Raw genomic sequence first — 10,703 nt, forward strand, 5'->3', positions numbered from 1 at the left:
CACCCAACATCATAGGGCGAAAGCTCACCGTGAACACCACGGAAACAGGAGAACGAGTTTTTCCACTGCGAAAAAATCGCGGGGTCGGAAAGGCTTATTCGTGTTTCGGTGGCTTTTTTGCGTTTCACGGAAACAAAGGAGGAAACCCATCGACAAAGGAGGAAGGGCGTATGAGCGGCTTGGTCCGTTTATCCGACCTAGCGGCATCCGCTGGGTTGCTTTGGAGTCGCCCCAATCGAAGAGGTCAAGCCAAAGCCGACCACTGCCCATTTTGTGGTGATCGGAAAGGGAACCTCGAATTGAATCTCCACAAAGACGTCTTCCACTGCTGGGTGTGTGACAGCAAGGGTGGCGTCATCAGCTTTTACGCCAAACTGCACGGCCTATCCGATATGGAAGCCAAACAAACACTGTATCCTCGTCACCGGACACGCCCACTGCATCCCGCAGAACACCTCACCAACGCACAACTTCAAAGCATCGGTTTTTTGCCGATGCGCATCCAAAAACCAACGTCTTGGTCGATGTCTGCCTGGCTGGCCTATCGAAAACGCACGCTCGACTGCGTATGGCAAGCCTGGTGCGAACACGAACAGGACGAAAGAGAGACGACCGAGCGGTTGCAGCGGTTGTTCGAACAGGCTTCTCAAAGACTCCCGGAATGGAGGTATGAGCATGATCAAAGGGTTCAGCGAGCCCAAGCGCCTACCGAGAATGGGGAAAATCTACCTCGGACTCAAACAGGAGCATCAGAGCGGTAAGAGCTACCCCGTCGCGACCGACTATTTTGTCGTTCGAGCGGACGGGGTCAACACCTCGGAGGAAGCGGCGAAAGCCTTCCATGAGGTCTACGGAGAGACCCCCAAAGACATCACCATCGCGTTTCCTTCGGACGATCCGGAAGTCTTTATGCCGCAGTATCTGTCGGCGTATCGCGGAGCGGTGGGACGCAGCGAACTGTGGTGTAAAGGGGACGGCGAGAGAGCGCGTCGTGCCGATGATCAAGGCGGATATGTGGACGTCCCGTGTTGGTACAAGGACTGCCCCATCTTTCGGGAGAAGAAATGCAAACCGTTGACACGACTGTTGTTCTTGTTACCCGATGTCCCAGGCATTGGTATTTGGGAGATCGACACGACGTCGTATTTCGGTTCGCAAAATCTCACAGCCTGCGTCCAGATGGTGCGTCAACTCACGCGCGGTCGGATCGCGATGATCCCACTCAAGTTGCGGGTCGTGCCGCAGACGGTGAGTCCCGATGGGAAAGCGAAGACGGTCTATGTCCTCGATTTGAAACTGGAGGACATTAAGATCCGCGAGCTCATCCATCGCCTTCCGACGCTGGAGCTGGATGCCCCGATCGTCGAGGTCTCGGAAGAGATGCCCGACGATCTGTACATCGAAGACAACCTGGTCCGGGATGCCGACATCCAAGCGGCCAAGGCTCCCAAGGAGCCGCTTGTCGTGGTCGATGTCGCCATCAAGACGTACGACCGTGTTCGTTGGGGCTTTTTGAAGCTCCTCGACGCCAACGGCCAGACGACGACGTACTGCACGCACGACGCGAAGCATCTGTCTCTGCTGAAACGACTGGAAGTCGGCAGCAGGATCGAGGCGGTGCAAGGCGTCCCCAGTACGCTTCGTCCCGAATTTATCGAGATGACCCAACTGGAGCCGTGGACGGCAACACAGTCTTCGGCCAGTTAAACCCCCTTCAAAGGAGCGAAAACGCATGATGAATCGCATCATCCTCATTGGACGCCTCACCCAAGACCCGGAACTGCGCTACACGAACAGTGGCACGGCGGTCGCGAGCTTCACCCTAGCGGTGGACCGACCACGGACCAACCAGGCGGGCGAACGGGAGACCGATTTTATCCCAATTGTGGTGTGGCAAAAGCAAGCGGAGACGGTCGCGCAGTACTTGCAAAAAGGTCGCTTGGCCGCCATAGATGGGAGGCTTCAACTTCGGTCGTACGAGAACCGCGAGGGGCAAACAGTCCGCGTGGCAGAAGTCGTGGCCGAGTCGGTACGCTTTCTCGACAAAGCAAGCAACGGCACCAGCAGCCCTTCGGCCGCACCGCGACCGACGAGCTCTACAACCCAAGACAGTGCGTCTCGGACTCAAACAGCGTATGCGGACGATCCGTTTGCCGATGACCTGGAGCTTTCCGACGACGACCTCCCGTTTTAAGGGCAAAGGAGACGAGACACGATGGCTTCCAAACGCGTGATCGCGATGACGAAAGATACGAAAGCCGCGAAGAAAGTGGAGCGGTTTTACACGAAGAAAGGCGTCCTGTGCTGGACCCGACGGAATCCGGACGGCACGTATGTGCTGCTTGCTGGAGTTCCAGAAGCGGTGCGGCTCGCCAAGGACGTTGTAGCACACCTTTAAACCGCGAAAGGGGGCAGCCCTCTCGGTCACCACGACGAGAGGGGGAACCTCTCTTCGTGGGAGAGTCGATGGGCATTCCGATGCTGAGTTCATCTCGAGCACGTGCCGTGTGTTCAGACACGTCTTGCGTACAACGCCGACAGGCGTGGCGGGAAGGCACCGTATCTTCCGAGCAGCAAACCGAAAGGGTCCTTCAACAACTGGAACACAACGTAAGCATCCTTTGGACCAAGCATCTCGATGAGCGAGAAGTCTCACGCAAGATTTCGTCTTTGCAAACCACAGAGGCGCTCAAAAACGGCAGTTGCATTTGGCATCGACGCTTTCAGGACACGACCGGTGGTTGGGTGGACAAGTGGATTTGGCTCGGATATGCCAAAACAGGTCACAAAACGTATCGGCCACTCCATCTGGTGCTCTGCCAAAAGCAAGGGGAGACTTGGATCACGGTTCTAACCGTATACGATCCGTCCCATTCGGATGGGTTGTGGGATCAAACCTTCACGCAGCGGATGTGTTGGCATACCGACCCTTTATAATAGGAGCATGACACGTCCGCAGGAGGTTGGAAACCATGCTTCGGGAACCCGACATTCGTGAAGAGAGGGTGCGAGCGATGTTGCGTTTAAAAGCGGCCCTTTGGGCCCATGGAAACGAGTCCTTGCTGTTAGAACGTTCCATTGCGGCTTACCAGGAACCGACATACGATCTGCCGGAAACGGTGACGTGTTCCGAGTGTGGACACACCTTACCCGTGCGCGGAACCGATTATCCGGTTCCAGAGCGAAACGTCGTGATTCGCGACGTCCCTTTTGGGTACTGTGAGCACTGCAACACGCTCACGGGCAGCCTCTTTTTGATGGCGGCCCTCGATGCGTATGCAGAACAGCTGGAACCGAATGCTTCGATGACCTTAGAAGAAGCGCTTCGATAAACCAAGAACCAAGAAACGTTCACGCCTGAAGACTCGGCGAATCGTGAAGACCAGGACTAACCGGGGTGAACCCCTTGGTTTGTGCTGGTCTTTGGCATGCACCCCTCCGTGCGGGGTTTCTCTCATCCCGCACGGCTGCGTGGGATGGGACGTCTGTCCAAAAACCACTCAGAGAGGGTCGATGACCATGAAGCTCGTGGCGATGCAGGTTGAAAATTTTCGTTGCTTTGCACAAGAAAGTTTCCGATTTCATGACGGAGAAAATCTCCTTCTGGCGCACAACGCCCAAGGGAAGTCGTCGACGTTCGAAGCCATCGTCTGGTGTCTCTTTGGCACGGATGCGTCCGGCAAAAAGAACGCCGATACGCGTCTGCTGCGCCACGGAACCTCCTCGATGCGCGTAGAAACCTCTTGGCAAACGTCGAGCGGACAAAGCCTCACCTTTCTGCGCGTGAAACCGGAGCAAGGTGCGGTCCAACTGCTCGTTTGCGGCCACAAAGCGAAGCCCGGTGTGGTCGAAGGATGGTTTGGCGACGTCTCGACGTTCCTCTCCATCTTTGCCCCGGGATACTTTAGCAGCTTGGAACCGAGAGACGCCAAGGCGATTCTGGCCCGCGTCCGTCCAGTGGACGTGGCCACGGTGCTCCCGTACCTCGACGAAGCCGACCAGGACTATCTGTCGACGCTGAACTTCGGTATGGGCGTCGACTCGGCCGACGTGTTGCTCAGAGATCTGCGCCACGAGCAAAAGGAACTGGAGGCCACGTTGTTGCGTCTGGAAGGCAGCCTGAACGCCTGGAAAGCCGAACTCTCCGCCTCAGAGCCCGAGCCTTACGTACCGTCTCTCGATGCCGCGAAACTGGCGATGGTGGAGGCCACGAAAAAAGACATGCTGCGCCTGGAGATGCTCTTGGAGAAAGTGCCGCAAGACCTTCTGGAGTGCAAGACACGCCTGAAAGAGGCCCGCGCGCGCTACGTAGAGACGAAACAGGGGATCGTACCGGACATCGAGGCACACTGTCCGACGTGTCATCAAGCGCTTCCCAAAGAACAACAGGAGATCGCTAACAACAAACGTCTTGCGAAGAACGGCAAAATCCAAGTCCTGCTTCGCGAGATTCAACAAGAGGGAGAGCGCTTAAAGATCCAACTCGAACAGATGTCGAGTCCCGACTACACGCGAGCATGGCAAGAGAAGCTCGCGGCCCATCGAGCGAGCATCGCCTCATACGCGGCCCTTGCGGAACAAGAAAAAGCCGCGATGGTTGAGTATCAGGCGAAAAAGATGCGCTGGGATCATGCAAAGCAAAGCTACGAAGCGAGCCGAACCGAACAAGCACGATGCACGGCACAGCTCGAACACGTCACGTCGCGCATCGCGGTGCTCAAACGGTTCCAGTGGCGGTATGTGCAAGTGCAACATCGGCAGCTGAACGAGCCGCTCGTGCACGCGAAGTTGACACTCTTTCACGTCTCGGAAGACGGCGAAATCAAAGAGGCGTTTGGCGTGACGTGGAAAGACAAGCCGTATCGGACGCTGTCAACGTCCGAACGTGTAAGGTGCGACCTGGAGATATCGAGACTTCTCATGGCGCTCGCGGTGCCGGAAGTGTTGCCGGTGTTCATCGACAACGCGGAAAGCGTCGAGCGCTTGTATGAAGAGACGTTCGCAGGCCAAGTCGTTGCCGCGCGCGTCGCCGACTGCGATCTCACCGTCGCGCAACCCTCGTCGAGCGTTTTGTCGAAAGGGGCTTGAGCGATGAGGGTGCCACAAGGGTTTTTCGCAGACGACGAGACGGTGCTCTCGGAAAGGTTACAAAGCTATCTCAAAGGCACGTTGGCCTGGGAACTCACGGTCCATCGCGGCCAACTCGAAGAGGAGTGTGCATCGCATGAGAGCCATGCCTAACCCAACCTACACTGAACATGCCGTACGCCGCATCCTGGAACGTCACCTACCGATGGACGTCGTCAGCAACGTCGCCAAACACGGCGTGACGGTGCAACGCAACCAGAACGTTGTGATGAAGCGCGGCGAGTGGGGGGATAAACCGATCCACGTCGTCGTCGACCCGCACCACAACAGCATCGTCACGGTGTACGTGGCGAACGAATGGGAGTCGGGCGTATGGGTGCGTCATGTCCGACGCCACCGCGATCCGTTGGGAACTCAGAACGCCTCCGTAGGAGGGAGTTGCTGATGAAGCGGCCGATGGCTGTAGTGTGCTGTGCACAATGTGGCAAGCACTTGGCACGAAGGCACGCGTGGAACGATCAGAACGGGCACCTCTACTGCTCGGCGACGTGTCTGAAGGATCGGCTGTGGTTCACGCCAGAAGCGTTGGAACCGTTGCAGAAAAAATAGCTTCTTCACGCCCGACCACGCGGGACATGTCACCGTCCCTCGTGGTAAGGGGCGGAATAGGAGCGAATCGATATGAACGACAAAGTCCAAGAAGCGATGTCACGGTTGGAACAGGGATTGGAGCAGTTGCTCTCGGAAGACGCGTGGAAACAATACTTGCAATGTCAGTCGCGGTTCCATACGTACAGCTTCCAGAACACGTTGCTCATTCTGCTGCAATGTCCCAACGCCACCCGCATCGCGGGATTTCAAACGTGGAAGACGATGGGTCGGCACGTTCGCAAGGGGGAGCAAGGGATGATGATTCTAGCGCCATTGCTTGCGAAAACGTCCGAAACCACCACAGAACGGTCTCTCGTGGGTTTTCGCACCGTGTACGTCTTTGACGTGTCGCAAACGGAAGGCAAACCGTTGCCGGAGGTCTCCGTCCCTCGCCTCGAAGGCGATGCCACGGATTGGCCGAGGTTACGGGATGCCTGTCCGTATCCCATCACCGAGATGTCCGACTTAAACGGGGCCAACGGCTGTTTCCACGTGGCTACAGAGCGGATTTCTTTGCTGGAAAGCCTGGAGGAGCGACACAAGGCGAAGACCCTTATCCACGAATGGGCGCATGGACTCCTCCACGCCACACCGGATGAAGATCGCGTCGAGGCGTCGGAGGTCCAAGAGCTCGAAGCGGAATCGGTAGCCTTTGTGGTGGCCGATGCCCTCGGATGGGATACGTCGTCTTACTCGTTCGGATACATCGCGACTTGGTCCGGGAAAGACGCCTTCGACCAAGTGAAGCAAAGTGGGGGACGAATTCAAAAGGCGGCCAACCGTATTTTGCAATCGCTCCAACCGATGTCACCGTCTCAGGCAAGTTAAACAGACCTATGGGGGGTGACTCGATCTTAGCCACATGTGCTATGATCGGAGACACATGAACTCACGGAACGGCGGTGTTCTCATGGACGATGAACCCCAAAACGAACAAAACAATCTACGCATTGTCTCATGGCAAGCGCTCAATTATGAACTGACCCGCATGGATCAGGACATTCGAGAAGTGAAGGCCGAAGTCCGGGAAGTCAAATCCGATATTCGTGCACTCGATCAAAAAATCGACCGTCTTGATCAAAAAATCGACCGTCAAGGGAACGAACTGCGCCAAGAGATGCGACACCTCGATACGAAATTTGAAACTAAGTTAGAGTCTCTTGAGTCGAAGGTGGATGCAAAGTTTGACTCTCTTGAGTCAAAGGTGGATGCGAAGTTTGACTCTCTTGAATCGAAGGTGGATGCGAAGTTTGACTCTCTTGAATCGAAGGTGGATGCAAAGTTTTTGTCCGTTGAAATGAAACTGTCCGGTCGAACAAGCGTCTGGACTGCGGTTCTCGTAGGATTGTTGACCGCGGGCATCGGCGTCATGGCGACGTTATTGGCCGTTCGTTAAAGCCCCACGAAACCGCCGTATCCACTGCCACCGAACGTGTTACACTGGGGGTAAGGCTATGTCAGAACGGGCGAAAGAAGTGAGTAGGATGGAAGACGAAGCGCAATCCAACCAGCGCCCACCCAGCAACGTTACCGAGATGCCCTGGCTGCTCATCAGCAATCAGATTCAGCAGATGAACAGCAGCATCAACGAGCGCTTTAACGCCATGGAAAAGAGCATCAACGAGCGCTTTAACGCTATGGACAAAAGCATCAACGAACGTTTTGATGCCGTGAATCGTCGTATCGACGATTTGAAAGAAGACATGGACCGACGTTTTGAAGCCGTAGACCGACGTTTTGAAGCCGTAGAGAAGCGGATCGATTCGGTCGAACACAAAATGCTGCAAAAACCAGGGTTTCTCTGGGGGATTTTAGGATCGGTCATACTCCTTTTACTGGGAGCGCTTCTCAACCAACACATTCACATTTTTTAACGAAGGGTAGGTGAACCCCGCCGTCTTGCTTGGTTTCGAGACGGTGGGGGGTGCCCTTGCCGTGTTCGCGCTAGAGCAAGGTCGGTAGGGATACAGATGCGCTTTGAAGGTATTGCAAAAGCTGGGTTCTACCCCACACCGGCATCGCAAGTAGCGCGTATGCTCCACCATCTGGACTTCGAGGGTCCGGCACGGTTGTTCGACCCTTGTGCGGGTGAAGGCTTGGCTCTCGGACAACTCCAAGCCTCGGCTGCGCCAGGCAGCGTATCGTACGGCATCGAGTTGGACAAAGCACGCGCGGGAAAAGCACAGGCGTGTCTCGATCACGTGGTCGCCTGTGGCTACGAATCGGCGAGGGTCACACCCGCCAGCATGCAGTGCTTGTTTCTCAATCCGCCCTACGACCAGCACCACGGTCAAGGCGGCTTGGCGTCGCGAAGCGAACTGGTTTTCCTTCGCGATCTGTCCAAGTGCGTCGTGCCAAACGGCATTTTGGTGTTCGTTGTGCCGCGATACGTCCTTGGCAAAGACCTCGTGCAAGCGCTTCTCAACCGATATACGGATCTCTCACTGTATCGGTTTGAGGACGGTGCCTACGACGTCTTTTCCCAAGTCGTGGTGTTCGGACGACGCCGAGAGAAACTGCTTCAGACGAACCGAGACCTCACGCCCACAGAACGTCAGGTAGCCAACAACATGGTCGCCGTGCATCAGGATGCGTCGCTACCCATCCCGATTCTTGGTAGCGACGACACGCGGTGGCGCGTCCCTGCGGCTCCCAACATCGACGAACCGATCCTGTTTCGCGGCGCCCTGCTCGATGAGGCGGAACTGCTCCAGGACCTCGCGACCAGCGATGTGTTTTGCATCGCGGAAAACCTCTTGACGGTCGCCTCAGACAGGACCGAACTCAAGCGACCGCTGCTGCCGTTTCGACGCACCCACATGGCTACGCTGATTGCGGCAGGCGCCCTCGATGGCGCGATGGGCATCGGCGAGACACGGCACTGGGTCGTCGGCATGACCCGAAAGCGCGTCTCCCGGGACATCACCGAGGACGAGCGCGGGAACGAAGTCGTCGTGGATTCGGAAGAGTACGTCACGATCGTGCGCACCGTCGAAGCGGACGGACGCATTCTCGATCTTCAATAGACCACCCATCACCCAAAGGAGGCGAATCGCCCCGGCACAAAACCACCGCCGGGGCTGATCGCCTGGGGGTGGCTGTGTGCGGGTCGAACCGAATGCATATTCTCCGATACCGAGACGAGCACAACTTCATGGAAGCCAGGACCCACCTCTTGATTTGGAGGAACGCTCCAGAAGGCAACGTCCACGAACTGGTGGCGGCAGGCCTCTTGGACTTAGACCAAAGTGCCAGGGCTCTCTCGGCACGCATCCTCAAAGGCCAGCGCACGGACGTGTTGGCCTCTCCAAGGGACTACGAACCGCTCGTACGCCTCCAGGCGAAAAAGCAGCACCATCGATTCGTCGCGCGGCCGCTTGGCAAGAAACTGACGCATCTGTTGATGCTGCCTAAAGCCGCCGTAGACGACGTGTTGGACGACGAGACCCCACGCATCCTCTTACAACCGCAGGGCGGAGCCATCGAAGATCTGTTTTTGCGCCGATTCGCGTCGGACTTCCACCTGCCGTATGTGGCCGAGTGGGCGACAACGATCTGGGAAGCCTGCCGAGAACGGGAGTTTGTTTCGGAATTGTCGGTCTGGACGGACGAACGCGTCGCCTCGTGGCAACACTGTAAGGCGTTTGACCTCCGGGGCATGACGGAAGACGAGGCACTCTCGCTGCTCTCACACTTATTGTCGACCGGAGCCCTCGTCCTGCCGGAAGGCATCACCGAGGCCCCGAGCCTTCGCGATACGCTGCAGGCGGATGAGAACGGAGAGTACCGGGTGCTCGACTACTTGCAAGCGTATGCGCCGCACTTGGCGACCACGGTCGAAGAACTGGCCAAGCCTTCCCACGACCTTGACCAACCGATCGACCCAGCGATAGCGACGATGGCCAGGACGCCATTTCCAGCCCAAGCGCATACCGCCCAAGCGATTTTGACGGGATTGTCGCGGCAAAAAGGCGTCCTCTGTAGTTCCGATATGGGCACAGGCAAAAGCATTCTTTCTCTCGCCGTGGCACACGCCCTCTCGAAACGAAGCTCTCGGGGCTTCGCCGTGCTGCTGTTGGTGCCGGGCATCACGGTGCCGAAGTGGGTACGGGATGAGATCGGGCGAACCTTACCGGAGGCGCCTACGCGCGTGTTCGACTCTTGGCGAGACTTGGTACGCTACCGCAACACGTCGGTGCGACGTGGGCAAAAGGCTCCGCTTGAGTTTCATCTGATATCGCGCGATACCGCGAAACTCGGCATGCCGTCTGCGCCCGCTTTGGTCTATCACAAGCACCGAGTCGTCTCGAATCCAGCCTCGTACGAATCGGCTCCGACGAAAGGCCGAGTGCTCTCGGACGTCTGGGTGTGTCCGGATTGCGGAGGCATTCAGCGCAAGGTCGAGAAACACGAGACGCTTCGCAGTCGCGAGATGGATCTCGATGCGTTGCGAGAAGCGAAGCTCGGATTTTCCGATCTGGCGAGCGGATGGGTCGAATGCGTTGCCCCTAAATACCAGAGCATCGTGTTTCCGAGCTCGACGGCGTCGACGAAGCGTCCGCAGTTTTTGAAGTCGGTGACCGAATACCACTGTTCGGAGTGCGGTCAGAACCTGATGCGTTCGCTTGTGCCGGAACGCGAAAAGGTGCCCGGGCTGCGAACGAGACGACTCTCTCCGGCGAACTTCATCGCGCGGTATCTGCAAGGCTGGTATGACCTGGTCATCGTCGACGAACTGCATCAGTTTAAGAACGCCAGCGGGCAGGGAGAAGCCATGGGGGCCATCGTCGGAGCAGCGAAAAAAGTGCTTGGACTCACCGGCACGCTCTCGGATGGCAAAGCCTCCAGTCTCTATCACCTGCTCTGGCGGATGGCCCCCGGAGCGATGCCAATGCTGTCAACTTAAGCGATCCGAATTCAATTTGGGACAAAAAGGAAGATTGATGAGCATTGTCCGTCTGCCT

At 57.0% G+C, this 10,703-nt stretch carries 14 protein-coding genes; all 14 read left to right on the plus strand.

Annotated features, from left to right (window positions below):
* Positions 1-170: 170 nt before the first annotated feature.
* The 14 genes from M4I36_RS11530 (at position 171) to M4I36_RS11595 (ending at position 10,645) form a co-directional block, all read left to right on the plus strand.
* A complete protein-coding gene (locus M4I36_RS11530; protein ID WP_258111894.1) occupies positions 171-761 on the plus strand; it encodes a CHC2 zinc finger domain-containing protein in 591 nt (196 codons plus the stop codon).
* On the plus strand, positions 676-1,707 hold the full coding sequence (locus M4I36_RS11535) for a recombination directionality factor (protein WP_258111895.1): 1,032 nt from the start codon (positions 676-678) through the stop codon (positions 1,705-1,707). The genes M4I36_RS11530 and M4I36_RS11535 overlap by 86 nt, the downstream gene beginning before the upstream one ends.
* A gap of 25 nt (positions 1,708-1,732) precedes the next feature.
* Positions 1,733-2,194 (plus strand): single-stranded DNA-binding protein, encoded by a 462-nt coding sequence (locus tag M4I36_RS11540; protein WP_258111896.1) that lies wholly within the window; start codon positions 1,733-1,735, stop codon positions 2,192-2,194.
* A gap of 21 nt (positions 2,195-2,215) precedes the next feature.
* Complete coding sequence (locus M4I36_RS11545; protein WP_258111897.1) at positions 2,216-2,398, plus strand: hypothetical protein; 183 nt, start codon at positions 2,216-2,218, stop codon at positions 2,396-2,398.
* A gap of 56 nt (positions 2,399-2,454) precedes the next feature.
* Entirely contained in the window at positions 2,455-2,937 is a 483-nt protein-coding gene (locus tag M4I36_RS11550) for a hypothetical protein (RefSeq protein WP_258111898.1), read from the plus strand.
* A gap of 35 nt (positions 2,938-2,972) precedes the next feature.
* Positions 2,973-3,332 carry a YgiT-type zinc finger protein gene (locus M4I36_RS11555; RefSeq protein WP_258111899.1) on the plus strand — a complete coding sequence of 120 codons (360 nt, stop codon included), beginning with the start codon at positions 2,973-2,975 and terminating at the stop codon, positions 3,330-3,332.
* Positions 3,333-3,519: 187 nt separating this feature from the next.
* Positions 3,520-5,088, plus strand: a complete 1,569-nt coding sequence (locus M4I36_RS11560; protein WP_258111900.1) for an AAA family ATPase — start codon at positions 3,520-3,522, stop codon at positions 5,086-5,088.
* A gap of 3 nt (positions 5,089-5,091) precedes the next feature.
* Positions 5,092-5,241 (plus strand): hypothetical protein, encoded by a 150-nt coding sequence (locus M4I36_RS11565; RefSeq protein WP_258111901.1) that lies wholly within the window; start codon positions 5,092-5,094, stop codon positions 5,239-5,241.
* A complete protein-coding gene (locus M4I36_RS11570; protein WP_258111902.1) occupies positions 5,225-5,533 on the plus strand; it encodes a DUF4258 domain-containing protein in 309 nt (102 codons plus the stop codon). The genes M4I36_RS11565 and M4I36_RS11570 overlap by 17 nt, the downstream gene beginning before the upstream one ends.
* Positions 5,534-5,769: 236 nt before the next feature.
* Positions 5,770-6,567: an ImmA/IrrE family metallo-endopeptidase gene (locus M4I36_RS11575; protein ID WP_258111903.1), complete on the plus strand. Its 798-nt coding sequence runs from the start codon at positions 5,770-5,772 to the stop codon at positions 6,565-6,567.
* Between the two features lie 55 nt (positions 6,568-6,622).
* Positions 6,623-7,135 (plus strand): DUF5082 domain-containing protein, encoded by a 513-nt coding sequence (locus tag M4I36_RS11580; protein WP_258111904.1) that lies wholly within the window; start codon positions 6,623-6,625, stop codon positions 7,133-7,135.
* 58 nt (positions 7,136-7,193) lie between these two features.
* A complete protein-coding gene (locus tag M4I36_RS11585; RefSeq protein ID WP_258111905.1) occupies positions 7,194-7,613 on the plus strand; it encodes a hypothetical protein in 420 nt (139 codons plus the stop codon).
* 96 nt (positions 7,614-7,709) lie between these two features.
* Entirely contained in the window at positions 7,710-8,765 is a 1,056-nt protein-coding gene (locus M4I36_RS11590; RefSeq protein WP_258111906.1) for a DUF6094 domain-containing protein, read from the plus strand.
* 128 nt (positions 8,766-8,893) lie between these two features.
* On the plus strand, positions 8,894-10,645 hold the full coding sequence (locus tag M4I36_RS11595; RefSeq protein WP_258111907.1) for a DEAD/DEAH box helicase family protein: 1,752 nt from the start codon (positions 8,894-8,896) through the stop codon (positions 10,643-10,645).
* Positions 10,646-10,703: the final 58 nt, after the last annotated feature.

This window comes from Alicyclobacillus sp. SP_1 (assembly GCF_024706985.1).
GTDB lineage: Bacteria > Bacillota > Bacilli > Alicyclobacillales > Alicyclobacillaceae > Alicyclobacillus_I.

Bases quoted from the DNA above. Each gene is read 5' to 3' on its own strand.
- M4I36_RS11530 (WP_258111894.1), top strand. From the start codon at position 171: ATGAGCGGCTTGGTCCGTTTATCCGACCTAGCGGCATCCGCTGGGTTG.
- M4I36_RS11535 (WP_258111895.1), top strand. From the start codon at position 676: ATGATCAAAGGGTTCAGCGAGCCCAAGCGCCTACCGAGAATGGGGAAA.
- M4I36_RS11540 (WP_258111896.1), top strand. From the start codon at position 1,733: ATGATGAATCGCATCATCCTCATTGGACGCCTCACCCAAGACCCGGAA.
- M4I36_RS11545 (WP_258111897.1), top strand. From the start codon at position 2,216: ATGGCTTCCAAACGCGTGATCGCGATGACGAAAGATACGAAAGCCGCG.
- M4I36_RS11555 (WP_258111899.1), top strand. From the start codon at position 2,973: ATGCTTCGGGAACCCGACATTCGTGAAGAGAGGGTGCGAGCGATGTTG.
- M4I36_RS11560 (WP_258111900.1), top strand. From the start codon at position 3,520: ATGAAGCTCGTGGCGATGCAGGTTGAAAATTTTCGTTGCTTTGCACAA.
- M4I36_RS11565 (WP_258111901.1), top strand. From the start codon at position 5,092: ATGAGGGTGCCACAAGGGTTTTTCGCAGACGACGAGACGGTGCTCTCG.
- M4I36_RS11570 (WP_258111902.1), top strand. From the start codon at position 5,225: ATGAGAGCCATGCCTAACCCAACCTACACTGAACATGCCGTACGCCGC.
- M4I36_RS11575 (WP_258111903.1), top strand. From the start codon at position 5,770: ATGAACGACAAAGTCCAAGAAGCGATGTCACGGTTGGAACAGGGATTG.
- M4I36_RS11580 (WP_258111904.1), top strand. From the start codon at position 6,623: ATGAACTCACGGAACGGCGGTGTTCTCATGGACGATGAACCCCAAAAC.
- M4I36_RS11585 (WP_258111905.1), top strand. From the start codon at position 7,194: ATGTCAGAACGGGCGAAAGAAGTGAGTAGGATGGAAGACGAAGCGCAA.
- M4I36_RS11590 (WP_258111906.1), top strand. From the start codon at position 7,710: ATGCGCTTTGAAGGTATTGCAAAAGCTGGGTTCTACCCCACACCGGCA.
- M4I36_RS11595 (WP_258111907.1), top strand. From the start codon at position 8,894: ATGGAAGCCAGGACCCACCTCTTGATTTGGAGGAACGCTCCAGAAGGC.